Genomic DNA, 18,326 nt, shown 5'->3' with positions numbered 1-18,326 from the left:
GGCCGGTCGTAGAGTGCCGGGCATGCGCCCCATCGACGCCCCCTCCTACCGGAACAACCCGCATCTGAACGCCTGGCTGGACACCGCCCGCGCCGACTTCACGGCCCTCGCCGAACAGACCGGCGGCCGGTGGGACTTCTCCCCCGGCTCCCTCCCCCGCCTCGAACGTCTCGTCCTGGACCGCTACGCCACCTGGGAGGAGCAGTACGACGACCGGCGAGGCCCGTTCCTGCGGGCGGTCGCCTGGTACCTGGGGGAAGTCCTCGTACGGCACCACGACGCGGTCTGGGTGTGGCCGCCCGACACTCCCTGCCCCAGCCGGGAACGGTCGTGCCCGTCCCTGACCTACCCGTACGACCGGCTCACCGGGCCGGAGACCGACGCCGTGGCCGCGTCGGAGGAGGAAGGCGAGTCCCTACTCCCGACCGTCGATCCGCACCAGATCGTCGGCGCCCTCTACCGGGCGGAGAACTCCCATCTGGGCGTCGCCCTGGAGCACTTCGAGGGTTGGCGCGACGAACTCCGCCCCTGGCTCGCGTCGGACGCCTGACCCGCTGGGGCAACACCCGGCACAACGCCTCCAGCGCCCCCGCCCACGCGCTGTCCGGCGGTGTCGCGTACCCCACGACCAGGACGTCCAACGGCTCGGCGACGGCCTCCGGATGGCGGTGGAAGGCGAGGCCGTGCAGGGCCAGGGCCCCGAGTTCGCCGAGCTCGGCGAACTCGGGGCCATCCGCATCACGTTCGGACCGGGACTGCAGCGGCTGGCCACCGCGGCGGTCCGGGACATCGCCGCCACCCTCAAGGGCTGAGGGGGTTCAGGACAGCCACCCCTTCCAGACGTCGGGGTGGCTGTCCACCCACTTCTTCGCCGCGTCCTGGGGCGACAGCTTCTGGTCGGCGATCATCAGGGAGACCTCGTTCTGGTCCTCGGTCGTCCACCGGAACTTCTTCAGGAAGGCCGCCGCCTTGCCGCCCGACTCGGCGAAGCCGGCGTTGAGGTACTTCTGCAGCGGGGTGTGCGGGTAGGCGCAGGCGACCTTCGCCGCGTCCGCGTCGCAGCCGTCCTTGTACGGCGGCAGCTTCACCTCGGTCATGGGGACCTTCTCGAACAGCCACTGGGGGGCGTACCAGTAGGTCAGGAAGGGCTTCTTCGCCTTGGCGAACTGTTTCATCTGGGTGATCTGGGCGGCCTCGGAGCCGGCGAAGACGACCTGGTAGTTCAGCTTCAGGTTCTTCACCAGGGCCTTGTCGTTGGTGACGTACGACGGGGAGCCGTCCATCAGCTGGCCCTTGCCTCCGCTCTCCGCGGTGCGGAAGAGGGAGGCGTACTTGTTCAGGTTCCTCCAGTCGGTGATGTCGGGGTGCTGCTTGGCCAGGTACGTCGGCACGTACCAGCCGATGTGACCGGTCACCCCGAGGCCGCCGCCCCGCGCGATCGTCTTCTTGTCCTGGACGTACCGCTTCTCCTGGTCCGGGTGGCCCCAGTCCTCCAGGATGGCGTCGACCCGGCCCTGGCTGAGCGCGTCCCAGGCGGGCACCTCGTCGACCTGGACGGTGTCGACGCGGTAGCCGAGCTTGTGCTCCAGGAGGTACTGGGCGACGGCGACGTTGGACTGCGCGCCCACCCAGGACTGCACGGACAGGGTGACGGTCTTCGAGCTGCGGGCGTTCGCGAACGGGCTGGCCTGCTTGGTCATGTCGGCGGCGCCACAGCCGGTCACCGTCGTCAGCAGCAGCAGCGAGCCCACCGCGAGTGTCGTACGTGCGCGCATGTCAGGCTCCCTTCGTCGCGCGTCGCTCGGTCGGCTGGGTCACCCGGTCGAGCATCAGGCCCAGGCAGACGATCGCGGCACCGGCCACCAGTCCGGTGGCCAGGTCGCCCTGGGCGAGGCCGAAGGCCACGTCGTAGCCGAGGGCGCCACCGCCGACCAGGCCGCCGATGATGACGACGGCGAGGACCAGGACCACGCCCTGGTTGACGGCGAGCAGCAACGACCGTTTGGCGAGGGGGAGCTGGACCTGCCACAGCTGCTGCCGGCCGGTCGCGCCGAGCGAGCGCGCGGACTCCAGGGCGGCCGGGTCGACCTGGCGCAGGCCCTGCGCGGTGATCCGGACGACGGCGGGCAGCGCGTAGACGACGGCCGCGGCGACGGCGGGGGCGCGGCCGACGCCGAACAGGGCGACGACCGGGATCAGGTACACGAACTGCGGCATGGTCTGGAACACGTCCAGGACCGGGCGCAGCGCGCGTTCGACGCGGTCGCTGCGGGCGGCGGCGATGCCGGTGGCGAAGCCGAGGACGAGGGTGACGGCGACGGCCGCGAGCACCTGGGAGAGCGTGTCGAGGGCCGGCTCCCAGACCCCGAGGACGCCGATCGCGGCCATGGCGAGGACGGCGGTCAGGGCGGTGCGCCAGGTGCCGAGCGACCAGGCCAGGGCGGCGACGATCAGCAGCACCGACCACCAGGGCAGCCACTGCAGTCCGCCGCGCACGGGGTCCAGGATCCACGTGGTGAAGTGGCCCGCCCAGTCGGCCGTACCGCCGATGACCGGGACGCCGGAGTAGAGGTGGCTGGTCATCCAGTCGACGGCGCGGTTGACCGGTTCGGCGATGTCCAGGGTCCAGCCGGCGGGCCAGTCGAGGCCGCCGAGGAGCCGGGCGGCCAGGGCCAGGGCCACGGTGCCGGCGAGGGCGTAGGCCCGGCCGGTGGTCTTCGGGCGCGCGGTGCCGGCGCCTGCCGCCGCGGTCACGCGGTCCAGGACGATCGCGAGCAGCACGATCGGGATGCCCGCGGCGAGGGCCTGGCCGACGTCGACCGAAGCGAGGGCCTGGTAGACGCGGTCGCCGAGGCCGCCGGCGCCGATGACCGAGGCGATGACGGCCATGGACAGCGCCATCATGATCGTCTGGTTGAGGCCGAGGAGGAGTTCTCCCCGGGCCAGCGGGATCCGGGCGGTCAGCAGCCGCTGGCGGCGGGTCGCGCCGAGCGACTCCACGGCCTCCAGAACTTCGGGGTCGGCGCCGCGCAGGCCGAGCGCGGTGAGGCGGGCCATCGGCGGGGCCGCGTACACGACGGTGGCGAGCACGGCCGCGGGGACGCCGATGCCGAAGACCAGGACGACGGGGAGGAGGTAGGCGAAGGCCGGGAGGACCTGCATGGTGTCCAGGACCGGGCGCAGGGCGCGGTCCAGGCGGTCGGACAGGCCGCCGGCGAGACCGAGGAGCGCGCCGACGACGACGGAGGCGAGGACGGCCACGACCATGAGCGCGAGGGTCTGCATGGTCGGCACCCACATGCCGAGGGCGCCGCAGGTGAGGAAGGCGAGCGCCGTGCCGGCGGCCAGGCGGGGGCCGGCGACGCGCCAGGCGATCAGCGCGCCGAACGCGGTGACGCCGGTCCAGCCCGCGGCGAGCAGGGCGAGGTAGACGGCGCGTACGGAGAGCACGACCGCGTTGCTGATGTAGCCGAAGAAGTAGAGGAACAGGGGGTGGCTGTCCCGGTTGTCGATGACCCAGTTGCTGGCGCTGGTGAGGGGTTTGTCCAGGCTGACGGTCAGGTGGTGGGGCCACGGTCCGCCGCGCAGGAGGGGCAGGAGTACGGCGGTGACGAGCGCGAGCAGGAGCAGTTTCGCTGCGGTTCGGCTCTTCAGCAGGCGGAGGGTGGTCGTGCGGGAGGAGGCCGGGACGGTGAGCGTTGCCATCAGACGTCCTCCGGGCTGGTGCGGGGGCCGGGTACGCACACGTCCATGCCGGCTACGACGTCCAGCAGCCGCTCGTGGTCCACGCTCCCCACGCAGGTGCCGTTCTCCAGCACGCACGCCGGTGTGCCGAGCCCGGCCACGGTTTTGATCGCGTCCGCCACCACCGCGTCCGGGGCGAGGGCGCCCGGGTGCTCCGGGCCGCCGCAGGCACCCGGCTTCATGGCCGTACGCACGGTCATCACCTGCTCGCGCGGAACGTCGCGGACGAACTCGCGGACGTAGTCGTCGGCCGGGGAGCCCACGATCTGCTCCGGCGTGCCCAGTTGGACGACCTTGCCGTCGCGCATCAGGGCGATGCGGTCGCCCAGCTTGAGTGCCTCGGACAGGTCGTGGGTGATGAAGACCATCGTGCGGCCCTCCTCGCGGTGCAGGCGGGCCACCTCGTCCTGCATGTCGCGGCGGATCAGCGGGTCGAGGGCGCTGAACGGCTCGTCGAACAGCAGCACCTCGGGGTCGACCGCCAGGGCCCGTGCGAGACCCACGCGCTGGCGCTGGCCGCCGGAGAGCTGGGCGGGGCGGCGGTGTTCCATGCCTTCGAGGCCGACCTTGGCGACGACCTCGGCGGCCCGTGCGCGCCGCTCGGCCTTGCCGACGCCCTGGATCTCCAGGCCGTACGCCACGTTGTCCAGGACCGTGCGGTGCGGGAGCAGGCCGAAGTGCTGGAAGACCATGGCGGCCCGGTGCCGCCGCAGTGCGCGCAGGCGGGCCTTGTCCATCGCGCGGACGTCCTCGCCGTCGATGGAGATCGTGCCCGCCGTCGGTTCGATGAGGCGGGTCAGGCAGCGGACGAGGGTGGACTTGCCGGAGCCCGACAGGCCCATGACCACGAAGACCTCGCCCTTGCGGACGTCGAAGGAGACGTCTCGGACGGCCGCCGTGCAGCCCGTGCGGGCGCGCAGGTCGGCGGGGTCGAGGGCGCCGAGTTCGGGGTCGGCTGGGATCCGCTGGGCCTTGGGGCCGAAGACCTTCCACAGGCCGGAGACGGAGAAGACGGGGGTGCCGGCGGTGGGCGGCTTGCGGGTGGGGACGGTGAGAGTCATCGGGCGTCACCTCCGATCAGGTCGACGGCCCTCTCCCCGACCATGAGCACCCCGATCATCGGGTTCACGGCGGTCATGGTCGGGAAGACGGACGCGTCGGCGATGCGGATGCCGTCGAGGCCGCGGATCCTCAGTTCCGGGTCCACTACGGCGAGTTCGTCGTCGGCGGCGCCCATCTTGCAGGTGCCGGCCGGGTGGTAGACGGTGTGCGCGACCTTGCGGGCGTACTCGCCGAGCTCGGCGTCGTCCTGGATCCCGGGGCCGGGGCACACCTCGCGCCTCAGCCAGCTCGCGAGCGGCTCGGTCCTGGCGATCTCACGGGCGATGCGGATGCCGTCGACCAGGGTCCGGCCGTCGTAGTCGTCCTCGTCGGTGAAGTAACGGAAGTCGAGGGCGGGCTTGACGGTCGGGTCGGCGCTGGTGAGGTAGAGGCGGCCGCGGCTCTTGGGCTTGGGGATGTTCGGGGTCATCGAGACGCCGTACGAGGGGCGCTCGTAGCCGAGCCGCTCCGGGTTGTCCGTGAACGGGATCTGGTAGAAGTGGAACATCAGGTCCGGGCCCGCGTGTTCGGGGTCGCGGCGCACGAACAGGCCCGCGTCGGAGTCCATCGCGGAGTTCTCCGGGATCGGGCCGTGGGTCTCCCAGACGATGACCGACTCGGGGTGGTCCAGCAGGTTCTCGCCGACGCCCGGCAGGTCGTGCACGACCGGGATGCCGAGGGCTTCGAGGTCCTTGCGGGGGCCGATGCCCGAGTGCAGCAGCAGACGGGGCGAGTCCACGGCGCCGGCGCACAGGACGACCTCGCCCCGGGCGCGGATCAGCAGTTCCTCGCCGTCCTTGGTGCGCACGTGCACGCCCTCGGCCCGACCCCCGGCGATCTCCAGCCTGTACGCCCAGGTCTCCAGCAGAATCGTCAGGTTCGGGCGCTCGTCCATCACCGGGTGGAGGTACGCCACCGACGCCGAGGAACGCTTGTTGTCCTCCGGGTGGTAGGCGAGGTCGAAGAAGCCCACGCCCTCGGTGAACGGCTTCCTGTTGAAGCCCTCGACGCGGGGGACGCCGAGCGCGGCCTGGGCGGCGTCGACGAAGTCGCGGGCGATGGCGTTCCGGTCCTTCTCGTCGACGGAGACGATGTTGTTCTTCAGGCGGGCGAAGTAGGCCTCCATGGGGACGGCGCCCCAGCCCTTGGCACCGGCCGCCTCCCACTCGTCCCAGTCGGACGGCAGCGGCTTGAAGGAGATGAGGGTGTTGTGGGAGGAGCAGCCGCCGAGGACGCGGGCGCGGCTGTGCCGAATGTGGGAGTTGCCGCGGGGCTGCTCCACCGTCGGGTAGTCGTAGTCGAGGTCGCCGCCGAGCAGGCCCATCCAGCGGCGCAGGGTGAGGACGTCGTCGCGGCCGACGTCGCTCGGGCCGCCCTCGATGACGGCGACGGTGACGTCCGGGTTCTCGGTGAGGCGGGAGGCGATGACGGAGCCCGCCGTGCCGCCGCCGATGACGACGTAGTCGTAGACGTGGGGGGTGTGGGACATGGGGGTACTACTCCTGGGGTGCGGAAAGAAGAGGGACTCAGCCTGCGAACCAGCGCACCGGCCTCGGCGCGAGGTTCTGGTAGACGTGCTTGGTCTCCCGGTACTCGGCGAGTCCGGCGGGCCCCAGCTCGCGGCCGGTGCCGCTCTTGCCGAAGCCTCCCCACTCCGCCTGCGGCAGGTAGGGGTGGAAGTCGTTGATCCAGACGGTGCCGTGGCGCAGCCGGCCGGCGACGCGGCGGGCCCGGCCCGCGTCGGTGGTCCAGACGGCGCCGGCGAGGCCGTACTCGGTGTCGTTGGCGAGGGAGACGGCCTCCTCCTCGGTGCGGAAGGTCTCGACGGTGAGGACCGGGCCGAAGACCTCCTCGCGGACGACCCGCATCTCGCGGTGGCAGGCGTCGAGGACGGTCGGCTCGTAGAAGTAGCCGGCCTCGGGGCGCTGCGGTGACGGCTCCGGCCGCTTGCCACCGCAGCGCAGTACGGCGCCTTCTTCCAGCGCGGAGGCGACGTACGCCGCCACCTTGGCGCGCTGCTGCTCGGAGACGAGCGGGCCGCACTCCACGCCGTCCTCGGTGCCGCGGCCGAGCCTGATCTTCCTCGCGCGGCGGGCGAGTTCGCCGACGAAGCGGTCCCTTACGGACTCCTCGACGATGAGCCGGGCGCCGGCCGAGCAGACCTGGCCGCTGTGGATGAAGGCGGCGTTGAGGGCCTGGTCGACGGCGGTGTCGAAGCCTTCCTCGGTGGCGCAGGCGTCGGCGAAGACGACGTTGGGGTTCTTTCCGCCGAGTTCGAGGGCGACCTTCTTCACGGTCGGGGCGGCGGCCTGGGCCACCTTGGTGCCGCTGACCAGGCCGCCGGTGAAGGAGACCAGGTCGACGTCGGGGTGCTCGGCGAGCCGGGCGCCGACGGTGTGGCCGGGGCCGGTGACGATGTTGGCCACTCCTGCGGGCAGACCGGCCTCCGCCAGCAGCTCGATGAGCGCGATGGTGGTCATCGGGGTGATCTCGCTGGGCTTGATCACGAAGGTGTTGCCGGCGGCGAGCGCCGGCGCGATCTTCCAACTGGCCTGGAGGAGCGGGTAGTTCCAGGGCGTGATCAGGGCGCAGACGCCGACCGGCTCGTGCACGACGACGCTGTGGACGTCGGGGGAACCCGCGTCGACGACCCGGCCCGGTGCCTCGGCGGCCACCAGGTCGGCGAAGTAGCGGAAGGCATCGGCGACACAGTCGATGTCGATCCGGCCCTCCTCGGCGGTCTTGCCCGCGTCCCGGCTCTCCAGCAGGCCGAGTTCCTCGCGGTCCCGCACGAGGAGGCCGGCGACGCGGCGCAGCAGGGCGGCGCGTTCGGCGACCGGGGTGTGTGGCCAGGGGCCGTGGTCGAAGGCCTGCCGGGCCGCGGCCACCGCGCGCTCGGCGTCCTTCTCGTCGCCCTCCGCGACCACGGCGAACGGTCGGGCGTCCGCGGGGTCGAGGACCTCGCGCGTCGCGCCGGAGATCGCTTCCAGCCACTCGCCTCCCGCGTGGATGGTCGCCTGGGCCTGTCGTGCCGCTCTGTCCGCCATGATCGGTGTTGCCTTCCGTTCCTGATCCGTGCCCCTGTGTCACACGTGTGTCACGCTCGGGGACCGTCGCCGCCTGCCCAGGACGCGGACATCGCATGCGCAATCAATGGCCGAAAGTGCGCGGCATCACACCGGAACCACCACAAGGCGAGCAGAGATCATTTAATTCCAGAATTCACGGAATGTAATTTCCTGCGTATTCACAACCCCTTCAAACGTGCGTCAACACACACTCGAAAAACCCTCCTTCAGGTCATGCGTATTCGCCCGAATGCCCCAAAGCCCGCCTCCGGTGACCCTCGTTAGGTGACCGTGACGCGATTGGACTGGCACACAGCAGAGGATCATCCGACGACGACGTTCCGCTGGAGCGGTGATGTGGACGTCACGTCATGCTCGGACCTGCTCGATGATTTCCTGAAGAGAATCAACATCATGGAAAATGAATATCGGCGGACGATGGCAGATTTGTACCAGACGTCCTGAGGCGGGGTAAGGAGGTAAATCGATGGACACCTGGCACGTCCCGGAACAGGACATCGCGTCGAACGACTGGGACCCGGTCGAAGAACTGGCCCAGATACTGTCCACGCCGACCAGCGTGAGCCCGGTCACCACCCCGCTGGGCATTCCGTCCCCGCGCCGGAGCAGCCGCCGGCGGCTCCGCCAGGATTCGCACCTGCTCGACGGCGGCCGGCGCTTCACCCACATCACGCTGCTGATCGCGACGGTCTCCCTGTGCGCGGTGTTCATGCTGGGCTGGTCCGTCTCTTATTCCTACGGGCAACTGCGCGAGATCGCCTCGTCGGTGCTGCCGACGAGACTGGCGCAGTGCTGGCCGCTGACGGTGTACGGGCCATGGTTCGTGGCCGCCCTCTCCGTCGTGCGGGCCACCGCCCAGCGCCGCAGTGCGCGGCGCTCGTGGTGCGTGGTGCTGGCCGCTTCCGCGATGGCCGTGGCGCTGTGCGTCAGCCACTCGTCCCATGCGCTGCTCTCTTTAGTGATCTTCGGGATCCCGCCGGTCACCGCTCTGGTGTGCTTCTGGGAACTCGTCGGCCAGATTTCGTCGAGGAGCCGCCCCAGGCATGCCATCCCCACCGAGCCGGGACTACAGTCGAGGAATGGAAAACTTTGACCTGAGTCAAAGACCACCGGTCCGGGCCGAGGACGTGGCCGCCTTCCGCCGCTTCAACCGGTACTTCACGCGCCGTATCGGCGTCCTGGACGACCACTACCTCGGTCAGGACCGCCCGCTCGGCGAGGCCCGGCTGCTGTTCGAGATCGGTGACGGAGTGTCCCTGCGGGAGCTGCGCGGGCGGCTCGGTCTGGACGCCGGCTACCTCAGCCGGATGGCGAAGGCCCTGGAGGCGCAGGGCATGGTCCGGCTCGCGGTGCCCGCGCACGACAACCGGCTGCGGGTGATCGAACCCACCCCGGCCGGCCGCGCCGAGGTCGCCGAGCAGCAGCGCCTGGCGGACGCCCTCGTCGCCGGCCTGCTCGAAGGCCTCACCCCCGCCCAGCGGGCCGAGCTGACCGGGGCCATGGCGACCGCGCAGCGGCTGCTGCGGCTGGCCGGGATCACCGTGGAGACCGTCGACGGCGCCTCGGCGGACGCGCGGGCCTGCCTGGACGCCTACGCGGCGGACATCGCCGCGCGCTTCCCCGAGGGCTTCGACAAGGCGGCCCTGGTACGCCCCGAGGAGGTGACCGGGGACGCCGGCGCCTTCCTGGTGGCGTACGAGGAGGGGCGGCCCGTGGGCTGCGGGGCCCTCAGACGGCTGGCCCCCCGGACCGGTGAGATCCGGCATGTGTGGGTGCACCCCGGGGCACGCCGGCTGGGGCTCGCGCGGCGGCTGCTGGCGGGGCTGGAACGGGAGGCGCTGGCGCGCGGCCTGGCGGTCGTACGCCTGGACACGCACGCCGTGCTCACCGAGGCGCAGGCGATGTACCGGGCGTGCGGGTACACCGAGATCCCGCGCTACGACGACAACGTCTACGCCGCCCACTGGTTCGAGAAACGGCTGACCGGCCGAAGCGGCTGACCGGCCGACACCTCGTGCATCAACTCCCGTACGCAGCCGCGCAGCCAGGCATGGGCGGGGTCGGCGTCGTGCCGGGGGTGCCAGGCGAAGCCCACCTCCACCGCGGGGCGCGGCAGCGGGATCTCGAAGGTGACCGGGCCGAGGGAGTCGGCCATCGGCCGGCTGCAGGTGGTGATCAGCCCGGACCGGTCCGCAGGTCGGTGTCGCGGCCCGGCGCGAACACATCTCGGCAGGCGCTGGGCGTCGCCGTCACCGGCACGGTCCTGGTGATCATCGGGTACGGGAAGGGCTCCGCCCCTCCGGCGGATGGCCGGGAAAACACCTGGGCCCCGCTCCGGAGGGAACCGGAGCGGGGCCCAGGGGGTTCAGATCAGGCCGAGGCCGCGAACCGCCTCGCGCTCCTCCTCCAGCTCCTTCACCGACGCGTCGATGCGAGCACGGGAGAACTCGTTGATGTCCAGGCCCTGGACGATCTCGTACTTGCCGTCCTTGGTGGTGACCGGGAAGGAGGAGATCAGGCCCTCCGGGACGCCGTAGGAGCCGTCCGACGGGATGCCCATGGAGGTCCAGTCGCCCTCGGCCGTGCCGTTGACCCAGGTGTGCACGTGGTCGATCGCGGCGTTGGCGGCGGAGGCCGCGGAGGACGCGCCGCGGGCCTCGATGATCGCGGCACCGCGCTTGGCGACGGTCGGGATGAAGTCCTCGGCCAGCCACTTCTCGTCGTTCACGACCTCGGCGGCGTTCTTGCCGGCGACCGTGGCGTGGAAGATGTCCGGGTACTGGGTGGCGGAGTGGTTGCCCCAGATGGTCAGGCGCTTGATGTCGGCGACCGTCGAACCCGTCTTCTTCGCGAGCTGGGTGAGCGCGCGGTTGTGGTCCAGGCGGGTCATGGCGGTGAAGCGCTCGGCCGGGACGTCCGGAGCGGCGGCCTGCGCGATGAGCGCGTTGGTGTTGGCCGGGTTGCCGACGACCAGGACCTTGATGTCGTCCGCGGCGTGGTCGTTGATGGCCTTGCCCTGCGGCTTGAAGATGCCGCCGTTGGCCTCGAGCAGGTCACCGCGCTCCATGCCCTTCGTGCGGGGGCGGGCGCCGACCAGGAGGGCTACGTTGGCGCCGTCGAAGGCGACGTTCGGGTCGTCGGTGATGTCGATGCCCTGGAGCAGCGGGAAGGCGCAGTCGTCCAGCTCCATGGCCGTGCCCTCGGCGGCCTTGAGCGCGGGCGTGATCTCCAGGAGGCGCAGCTTGACCGGAACGTCCGCGCCGAGCAGCTGGCCGGAGGCGATGCGGAAGAGCAGGGCGTAACCGATCTGGCCGGCCGCGCCGGTGACGGTGACGTTCACGGGAGTGCGGGTCATGGCGTTCTCCGTATGACAGCTGGCGGTGGGGCGTCCCTGCCCCGGACGGATGATCGATCTCTTGGCGTCAAGAGATCGATCCAGCGGTCAGGCTATCGCGCATCCGGCATGCGAGACGTACAGGGCCGTGTGGCTCACCCCACAAGTCGGACAGAAGGCGACGAAGGGGCGGCCGCCCGTCCGGGAGAGGGGGAGAGGACGGAGACGGCCGCCAGGTGGGGGTACCGGATTGCCGGACTCCCGTGGGGGGGTATCGGGCCGCGTGCCCAGAATCCGGCCCGCCATGCACCCGTCCCCGGAATTTCCTCCCCCCGATTCTCCGCGCGCCGTCCAGGAGCCGACGGCCGGCGCCGCGAACCCTGTGACGGCGTACCGGACGGCGCGGTCGAGGCAGGGCGTGCCGGGCCACGTGGTACCCCGAACAGGGCAGGCCGGACACGGGACATCGGGCGGGCGGTACCCGGCACATCGGCCGCCGGGTGCCATGGACTGCGCGTTCCGCCCGGTGCACCCACCCGTCCTACTTGGTGCACCCCGTCCGCCCGGACGCCAGCGTCGCGCAGGCCTTGGCCTCTGCCGGGTTCTTCACGGCGACCATCGGGGTGTAGGCGATGGTGTCGCCGGCGCCGGAGGTCTCGCCGGCCTGCCGGGCCTTCCCGGCGGAGACCTGGACCTTGTCGCCCTGGGCGGCCCCGGTGATGCGGCCCCAGGCGGTGCCGCATGCCTTGCTGTAGCGGACCTCCAGGGTGGTGGTGCCGATGGTGACGGTCTTGGCGGTGGTCACCAGGTCGCCGCTGCACCCCATGGCCTCGGCGTCCTTGCCGTCGCAGGCGGAGCCGGTGCACTTGACCCCGGGCGGCGGGGTCGTGTGCGGGGTGGCGCTCGGGGACGGTTTGGCGGCTTTCTCGTGCTTCGCGCCGTTCCGGTTGGTGAAGAAGAAGACGGCGCCGATGACGACGAGCACGCCGACCAGCCCCGCCAGGAACATGATCAGCCGCTGCCGGCCGGCGTTCCCCGGAGCCGGGGCGCCGCCCTCCGAGGGGGTACCCCCCGCAGGCCGGGGCTCCTGCGGCCGGCCGTCGTACGCGTCCGGCGTGGTCGGGGTCCGGCCGGGGACCTCGGTCGGGCCGGCGGGCCGCACACCGTTCGCGGCAGTGGCGCCGGCGCCGGGGCGGGTGCCGGCCTTGGACGGGCCCTGATACCCGGCCAGACCCCAGGAGTTGCCGCCCGAGGTCCCGCCACGCCCGGCGCCGTCCGGGCCGGCCGTACCCGGGCCGGCTCCGTCGGCACCGCCGGCCGCCCCCTGAGCCCGCCCCGCCCCCTCCCGGGCGTCGGCGTCGGGGGCCGTCGGCTGGGTGGGGATCGTCGGGGAGACGCCGGCCGGGCCGGCGATGCCCATACCCGCATCGGCACCCTTGCGGCCGGACGGGCCGCCGGTCGCCTCCGCCGCCCCGAACTCCCCCAGCGCGGCGCGCGCCTGGGAGATGCGGATCGCCTCCATGGTGCGGTCGTGCCGCATCTCGGCCCGGCTCCAGGCGCGTTCGGCCAGCTCCCACATGGTGGTCAGATGGCCCAGGTTGGTGCCGGTGACCTCGGCGAGCGCGACGATCGCGCCCTTGGGCGCGAGCAGCCGGCCGCTCAGGTAACGCTCCCAGGACGTCTTGCTGTAACCCGTGCGGTCGGCGAGCACCGCGACGCTCAGGCCGCTGCGGTCCACGAGCCGCCGCACCTGCTGGGTGAACTCCTTGATCTGCGGGTCCAGGTCCTCGGGCAGATCTTTCCAGCGAGGCATCGATTCCCCCCTCTTGCTTTCCCCCCGGCATTCCCCGTCCTGGCTACCCACAAGGATGCGCCGACCCGGGATCCCAGTTCCCCGACTGGGGGCGCACAGGAGCACCACTGCCGCCGGTCATGCCCCAACGTATCCCGAACTGTCGAGACATCGACATGGTGAGGACACATGTGGCAGTGCGTGGACACGGTAGCGGAACGGTCACTTCCGTGCCACAGCGCACGGACAGGCGTTGAACAGGCAGTTCCCGGCAGGGAAGGCTGAGTTGCGACGGTGGCCCGCCCCTCATCGGGGGAGGGGGCGGGCCACCGGTTCCCGCACCACCGGAGCACGCCGCGCGCCCGGCCCGGGCGAGAGTCGATGACGAACCGGGCGAGACCTGCCCGCACCGAGACGACGGACATGCGGTGGGCGACCACGTCGTGCAACTCGCGGGCGACCCGGCCCCGATCCTCGGCAACAGGGCGACCGGCCGGTCATGTCCGGACCCGGAGGCGGGGCAGGGGTGGGCGGCCTTGCCGTCGGGGCACGGGGGTACGCCGGTGGCCCGCGTCCCCGGGGGAGGCGCGGGCCACCGGCGTCACGAACAGCCCTACTGGTTGAGCGTGAAGTGCAGGATGCCCTTCAGGAACGGGATCCGCAGCCACGGGTCGGGCTGGGCCATCATCGCCAGCAGGGCGATCACGAGGCCGAGCACGCCGTAGGTCGCGATGTCGGTGAAGCGGGAGCGCACGGCGAGCATGCCGACGCTCGGGAGCATCCAGCGCATGACCGCGCCGGCCAGCAGGGCCGCGCCGATCAGCAGGGTGCCGGCGCGGAACAGGTCCAGGGCGGTCAGCAGCAGGCCCAGCGCGACCCCGGCGAGCACCACGAGCAGGGGCCACTGCCGCGCCGGGGCCGGGGCGGCACCGGACGCGGCGCGGCCGCCGCCCTCCGGCCGCGCGGTGTCCCTGGTGATGCGGGGGAAGCGGCGCGTGGTCTTCCGCCCGGGATCTTCCCCTGCGCTCTGCGTACCGCGGGTGACCGCCCCCGCGCGGGCGCCCTCAGCCGGCACTGCGCTCCGCCGCCTCGACCACGTTGACCAGCAGCAGCGCCCGGGTCATCGGGCCCACGCCACCGGGGTTCGGGGAGATCCAGGCCGCCACCTCGGCCACGTCCGGGTGCACGTCGCCGACGATCTTGCCCTCGGCGTTGCGGGAGACACCGACGTCCAGGACGGCGGCGCCCGGCTTGATGTCCTCGGCGCGGATCAGGTGCGGGGAGCCGGCCGCGGCGATGACGATGTCGGCCCGCTTCAGATGGGCGGACAGATCGCGGGTGCCGGTGTGGCACTGGGTCACGGTGGCGTTCTCGCTGCGCCGGGTGAGCAGCAGCGGCATGGGCCGGCCGATGGTGACACCGCGGCCGACGACCACGACCTCGGCGCCCTTGATCTCCACGCCGTGGCGGCGCAGCAGGGTCAGGATGCCGTTCGGGGTGCAGGGCAGCGGGGCCGGCTCGTTCAGCACCAGCCGGCCGAGGTTCATCGGGTGCAGACCGTCGGCGTCCTTGGCCGGGTCCATCAGCTCAAGGACGCGGTTCTCGTCGATGCCCTTGGGCAGCGGCAGCTGGACGATGTAGCCGGTGCAGGCCGGGTCCTCGTTCAGCTCGCGTACGACGGCCTCGATCTCCTCCTGGGTGGCCGTGGCAGGCAGCTCGCGCTGGATGGAGGCGATGCCGACCTGCGCGCAGTCGCGGTGCTTGCCGGCGACGTACTTCTGGCTGCCGGGGTCGTCCCCGACCAGGATCGTGCCGAGGCCGGGCGTGACGCCCCTCTCCTTCAGCGCCGCCACGCGGGCGGTCAGATCGGACTTGATCGCGGCTGCGGTGGCCTTGCCATCGAGAATCTGGGCGGTCATACCCCCATCCTCGCGGATGACCCGGCCCCGGTTCCAATCCGGGTGCCCCACGGCCCTCCCCCGCTATGTCACAGCATGATCAGCGATGTTGCACTTGCACAACACCTCACGATTCCGTCTGGACAAGTAAGACCCGCCTAAAGAACGATGAGCAGACAGTGCCGCGGGCAGTGCCGGGGGGACGGACCGCATCTGTAGAAATCTCCTCCGAACCGTGCTCCGCGTCGTCCCCGCACTTGGATCAACGGAGGAAGAGCGCCATGAGCTTCGGCGACCCGAACAACCCCTACGGCCCGCCGCAGGGCCAGCAGCCCGGCTACGGCTACCCGTCCCAGCCCCAGCAGCCCGGCTACGGCTACCCGGCCGCTCCTCCGGTCCAGCAGCCCGGCTACGGCTACCCCGCCATGCCCGCGCAGATGCCGGGCGGCGTGAAGGCCGCGCGGGTGTTCCTGTACATCCTGGGCGGCTTCCAGGTGCTCGGCGGCCTGCTGATGGTCGTGGCCAGTTCCTGGTTCACCGACCGGATCAGGGACATCGTGTCGTCGGACGGCACCGTCTCGTCGAGCGACGCGGACAAGGCCGCCAGCATCGGCGTCGGTGTGATGATCGTCTTCGGCGTGATCGTCCTGGGATTCGCGTTCTGGGCGATCTTCACCGGCACCAAGTTCGCGAACGGCGGCGGGGGTGCGCGTGTCTCGGCGATCGTGTACGCCTCCATCGTCACTCTGCTGAGCGTGCTCAGCCTGCTCAGCGGCAACGTCTTCGCGCTGGTGAGCCTGGTGCTCAGCATCCTGATCATCGTCTTCTGCGCCAACAAGGGCGGCAGCTACTGGTTCAACCGCCCCCGCTACTGAACCCGCCCGCGCGGCAGTACAGTTCGCGCCATTTCCACACCAAGGGCCGTGTCTCACCCGTCCAGGGGAGGCACGGCCCTGGTGTGTCCCCCTAGGCTGGCCGGGTCGGCCGCTGCGGCCGGGGTGTCCGTCGGCACGGGGAGACGCACCTTGTACAGCATCATCGTCGTACCTCCGCCGACCTCGGAGGACCGGCAGCCGAGCACCCGGATCCGGCTCGCCCCGGGTGAGCGCCTCACCTTCGGAAGGGCGTCCGGCAACGACCTGATGATCCCGCACGACGGGGTCTCCCGCCGGGCCGGCGAACTCATCGCCCAGGGCGCGTTCTGGATACTGAGCAACCTGTCAGCGCGTCAGACGTACGTCGTGGACAACCCGGAGGGCGCAGGCGAGCACGTCAAGGTCGGCCCGGGCCGGCTGGACGCGCCCATCCCGTTCGAGTTCTCGCGGATCGTGCTGCCCGCCGCCGGGGACCTGCTGACGATCGAGGTGTGGGCGCCGCGGCACGACTATCTGCCGCAGGGGGCCGGGCCGGACGGGGACACCACCGCCCCCGCCTTCTCCGTCGACCGCACCAAGCGCTACTTCGCGGTCCTGGCCGCCCTGTGCGAACCGCGGCTGCGCGGCGATCCGCACGCCCCGCTGCCCACGGTCGACCAGGTCGTCGACCGGCTGCGCCCCGCCTGGCCGGCCGCCTCGCGCACCTCGGTGCAGTGGAACATCGACTACCTGGCGGTGAAGCTGCGGCTCAAGCCCGGCCCGGACACCGCGGACACCGGTCCGCGCCTGAACGGCAAGAAGGAGTCCCTGGTGTCCCTGGCGCTCCGCTTCGACCTCGTACGGGAGGACGACCTGGCCGTCCTGCCCGCCGCCGACGCGAGCCGTACGGCCCGGTGACCGAGCCGTACGCCGTGCCGGTGCCGCGGGGTTACCGGGTCGGCGCCTGGGAGGTGCGCGAGCCGATCGCGACGGGCGCCTTCGGCAGCGTGTACGCGGGCCGGCGCACCGGCGGCTCCGAGGACCTGCCCGCTGCCGCCGCGCTGAAGTTCCTGCCCACCGGCACCGGCACCCCGCGCCAACTGGCCCATCTGCGCGACCTCATCGAGCGCGAGGTCGACCTGCACCGGCGGCTCAGACGGCCGCGGCTGATCCGGATGTACGAGTCGCTGGTCGTCGACGACCCGGAGCGCCCCGAACTCGACGGCGCCACCGTCCTCGTCCTGGAGCGGGCCGAGGGCTCCCTGTCCGCCCTGCTCGCCGCCGCGCCGCGCCCGGCCGCCGGGCCCGCCCTGCTCGCCCAGATCTGCGAGGGGCTGGCCCAGCTGCACCGGGCGGGCTGGGTGCACGGGGATCTGAAACCGGCCAATGTGCTGCTGATGGCGGACGGTTCGGCGCGGCTCGCCGACTTCAACATGGCCGCCGAACTGGAGGGCACCCACGCCTACACTCCCGCCTTCTCCACCCCCGACTACACCCCGCCCGAGCTGCTGTGGGCGGAGATCGGCGAACGCGGCCGGCGGATCCGGCCGTCCGCCGACGTCTGGGCCTTCGGCGTGCTCGCCCATCTCGTGCTCACCGACTCCTTCCCGCTGTCCGGCGCCACCCCGACCGCCCGCCGCGACGCGGCCGCCGCCTATGCGCGCGGCACCGACGAACTGCGCCTGTCGCCCCGGCTCCCGGACGCCTGGCGGGAGATCGTGCGGGACTGCCTGGCCCGGACGCACGAGGCACGCATCGGCACCGAGGCGCTGCTGCGCCGCGTCGAGGCGGCCGCCGGCACCGGCCGCTCGCCGCGCCTGCCCCGCCGGCTGTTCCCGCGGTTCCCGCGCCGCGGACGCCGGCGGGCGGCCATCGCGGGCGCCGCCGCCGCGACCGTCGCCGCCCTCGGCTACGGCATCAGCACCTGGGCGGGCGACGGCGGTGGCGGCATGGACGACAGGGCTCCGGCGGCCTACGGAGCCTCCGAACTCCGCACCGACAAGGGCATCCCGGCGCGCTACCGCAAGCTCATCGTCGACTCCGCCCACGCCTGCCCCGAGCCCGACGTGACCCCCGCGCTCATGGCGGCGATGCTCAAGGCCGAGAGCGATTTCGACCCGGACCTCTCCGACCCGGCCAAGCACGAGTTCGGCATCGCCCGCTGGACCCCCGCCGTCCTGCGCTGGTACATGCGCGACGACGGCGTTCCCGCGTCGGCCACGCCCACCCCGCCCCTCACCCCCTCCGTCTCCATCCCGGCCATGGGCCGCTACCTCTGCTTCATGGCGCCCAACCTCAAGTCCGGCCTGCCCGGGGACAGGCGGGTGCTGCTCTCCGCCGCGTACCGGACGTCGTACAGGAAAGTGAACGCCGCGAACGGAGTTCCCCCGAAGTACCGCGGCTACTGCGCCCGTGTCGCCCACTACCTCAAGGAGTACGCGCCGCCGGGGAAGAAGTGACCCTCAGACGTCCGAGGTACCGGCCGAGGGATACGGCTGCCACGGTGGGACCACT

The 18,326-nt window shown here is 71.9% G+C and carries 18 protein-coding genes and 2 pseudogenes; 8 read left to right on the top strand and 12 right to left on the bottom strand.

The genetic code is table 11. From position 1 onward, the window contains the following. The first annotated feature begins 22 nt into the window (after nt 1-22). Nucleotides 23-550, top strand: coding sequence for a hypothetical protein (locus ACQPXS_RS28315; RefSeq protein ID WP_433452046.1), 528 nt, complete (start codon nt 23-25; stop codon nt 548-550). Nucleotides 551-557: 7 nt separating this feature from the next. On the opposite strand, the pseudogene ACQPXS_RS28310 reads toward ACQPXS_RS28315, so the two are convergent. Beyond that, nucleotides 558-695, bottom strand: a pseudogene (locus ACQPXS_RS28310) (PLP-dependent aminotransferase family protein); the annotation flags it as partial. Here ACQPXS_RS28310 and ACQPXS_RS28305 point away from each other — a divergent pair. Continuing rightward, nucleotides 663-812 (top strand): hypothetical protein, encoded by a 150-nt coding sequence (locus ACQPXS_RS28305; protein ID WP_433452045.1) that lies wholly within the window; start codon nt 663-665, stop codon nt 810-812. The pseudogene ACQPXS_RS28310 and the gene ACQPXS_RS28305 sit on opposite strands and share 33 nt — an antisense overlap. Before the next feature lie 6 nt (nt 813-818). Here the strand turns inward: ACQPXS_RS28305 and ACQPXS_RS28300 are convergent, their stop codons facing one another. The 5 genes from ACQPXS_RS28300 to ACQPXS_RS28280 are packed head-to-tail and all read right to left on the bottom strand — an operon-like array spanning nt 819 to nt 7,892. Further along, nucleotides 819-1,775, bottom strand: a complete 957-nt coding sequence (locus ACQPXS_RS28300; RefSeq protein ID WP_433452044.1) for an ABC transporter substrate-binding protein — start codon at nt 1,773-1,775, stop codon at nt 819-821. A gap of 1 nt (nt 1,776) precedes the next feature. After that, nucleotides 1,777-3,705 carry an ABC transporter permease gene (locus tag ACQPXS_RS28295; RefSeq protein ID WP_433452043.1) on the bottom strand — a complete coding sequence of 643 codons (1,929 nt, stop codon included), beginning with the start codon at nt 3,703-3,705 and terminating at the stop codon, nt 1,777-1,779. Further along, nucleotides 3,705-4,805 (bottom strand): quaternary amine ABC transporter ATP-binding protein, encoded by a 1,101-nt coding sequence (locus ACQPXS_RS28290; RefSeq protein ID WP_433452042.1) that lies wholly within the window; start codon nt 4,803-4,805, stop codon nt 3,705-3,707. The genes ACQPXS_RS28295 and ACQPXS_RS28290 overlap by 1 nt, the downstream gene beginning before the upstream one ends. Then, nucleotides 4,802-6,334, bottom strand: a complete 1,533-nt coding sequence (locus ACQPXS_RS28285; RefSeq protein WP_433452041.1) for a GMC family oxidoreductase — start codon at nt 6,332-6,334, stop codon at nt 4,802-4,804. Before ACQPXS_RS28285 ends, ACQPXS_RS28290 begins: the two co-directional genes overlap by 4 nt. 37 nt (nt 6,335-6,371) lie before the next feature. Continuing rightward, entirely contained in the window at nt 6,372-7,892 is a 1,521-nt protein-coding gene (locus ACQPXS_RS28280) for an aldehyde dehydrogenase family protein (RefSeq protein ID WP_433452040.1), read from the bottom strand. Between the two features lie 306 nt (nt 7,893-8,198). Here ACQPXS_RS28280 and ACQPXS_RS28275 point away from each other — a divergent pair, with 306 nt between their 5' ends. Genes ACQPXS_RS28275 through ACQPXS_RS28265 form a run of 3 tightly spaced genes read left to right on the top strand, consistent with a single transcriptional unit; the run spans nt 8,199 to nt 9,934 of the window. Continuing rightward, nucleotides 8,199-8,378 carry a hypothetical protein gene (locus ACQPXS_RS28275; RefSeq protein WP_351801998.1) on the top strand — a complete coding sequence of 60 codons (180 nt, stop codon included), beginning with the start codon at nt 8,199-8,201 and terminating at the stop codon, nt 8,376-8,378. 22 nt (nt 8,379-8,400) lie between these two features. Then, on the top strand, nt 8,401-9,027 hold the full coding sequence (locus tag ACQPXS_RS28270) for a DUF2637 domain-containing protein (RefSeq protein ID WP_433452038.1): 627 nt from the start codon (nt 8,401-8,403) through the stop codon (nt 9,025-9,027). Then, nucleotides 9,014-9,934 carry a GNAT family N-acetyltransferase gene (locus tag ACQPXS_RS28265; protein ID WP_433452036.1) on the top strand — a complete coding sequence of 307 codons (921 nt, stop codon included), beginning with the start codon at nt 9,014-9,016 and terminating at the stop codon, nt 9,932-9,934. The genes ACQPXS_RS28270 and ACQPXS_RS28265 overlap by 14 nt, the downstream gene beginning before the upstream one ends. Here the strand turns inward: ACQPXS_RS28265 and ACQPXS_RS28260 are convergent. The 6 genes and pseudogenes from ACQPXS_RS28260 to ACQPXS_RS28235 form a co-directional block, all read right to left on the bottom strand. Beyond that, complete coding sequence (locus ACQPXS_RS28260; RefSeq protein WP_433452035.1) at nt 9,886-10,089, bottom strand: hypothetical protein; 204 nt, start codon at nt 10,087-10,089, stop codon at nt 9,886-9,888. The two genes, ACQPXS_RS28265 and ACQPXS_RS28260, sit on opposite strands and share 49 nt — an antisense overlap. A gap of 210 nt (nt 10,090-10,299) precedes the next feature. Continuing rightward, nucleotides 10,300-11,289, bottom strand: a complete 990-nt coding sequence (locus ACQPXS_RS28255; protein WP_433452033.1) for a malate dehydrogenase — start codon at nt 11,287-11,289, stop codon at nt 10,300-10,302. 520 nt (nt 11,290-11,809) lie between these two features. Further along, nucleotides 11,810-13,081, bottom strand: a complete 1,272-nt coding sequence (locus ACQPXS_RS28250) for a DUF2690 domain-containing protein (protein WP_433452032.1) — start codon at nt 13,079-13,081, stop codon at nt 11,810-11,812. A 326-nt stretch (nt 13,082-13,407) separates the two neighbouring features. Then, nucleotides 13,408-13,554: pseudogene (locus tag ACQPXS_RS28245) on the bottom strand (histidine kinase dimerization/phosphoacceptor domain-containing protein); the annotation flags it as partial. A 119-nt stretch (nt 13,555-13,673) separates the two neighbouring features. Beyond that, nucleotides 13,674-14,135, bottom strand: a complete 462-nt coding sequence (locus ACQPXS_RS28240; protein ID WP_433452030.1) for a DUF3017 domain-containing protein — start codon at nt 14,133-14,135, stop codon at nt 13,674-13,676. Next, the gene (locus ACQPXS_RS28235; RefSeq protein ID WP_351802010.1) at nt 14,125-14,979 is read right to left on the bottom strand and encodes a bifunctional methylenetetrahydrofolate dehydrogenase/methenyltetrahydrofolate cyclohydrolase; all 855 of its coding nucleotides are present in this window, start codon (nt 14,977-14,979) and stop codon (nt 14,125-14,127) included. Before ACQPXS_RS28235 ends, ACQPXS_RS28240 begins: the two co-directional genes overlap by 11 nt. A 260-nt stretch (nt 14,980-15,239) precedes the next feature. On the opposite strand from ACQPXS_RS28235, the gene ACQPXS_RS28230 reads away from it, so the two are divergent. The 3 genes from ACQPXS_RS28230 to ACQPXS_RS28220 all read left to right on the top strand — a co-directional run bounded on the left by ACQPXS_RS28230 (nt 15,240) and on the right by ACQPXS_RS28220 (nt 18,271). Next, a complete protein-coding gene (locus tag ACQPXS_RS28230; RefSeq protein WP_433452029.1) occupies nt 15,240-15,833 on the top strand; it encodes a hypothetical protein in 594 nt (197 codons plus the stop codon). 150 nt (nt 15,834-15,983) lie between these two features. Next, nucleotides 15,984-16,730: an FHA domain-containing protein gene (locus ACQPXS_RS28225; protein WP_433452028.1), complete on the top strand. Its 747-nt coding sequence runs from the start codon at nt 15,984-15,986 to the stop codon at nt 16,728-16,730. After that, on the top strand, nt 16,727-18,271 hold the full coding sequence (locus ACQPXS_RS28220) for a protein kinase domain-containing protein (RefSeq protein ID WP_433452026.1): 1,545 nt from the start codon (nt 16,727-16,729) through the stop codon (nt 18,269-18,271). The genes ACQPXS_RS28225 and ACQPXS_RS28220 overlap by 4 nt, the downstream gene beginning before the upstream one ends. Nucleotides 18,272-18,326 lie beyond the last annotated feature (55 nt).

Origin of the sequence: Streptomyces sp. CA-142005 (genome assembly GCF_050942335.1) — a bacterium.
In the GTDB taxonomy this organism is placed as follows: Bacteria; Actinomycetota; Actinomycetes; order Streptomycetales; family Streptomycetaceae; genus Streptomyces.
The sequence above is the reverse complement of the archived record's forward strand: the minus strand, read 5'-3'. Positions and strand labels throughout refer to the sequence as shown.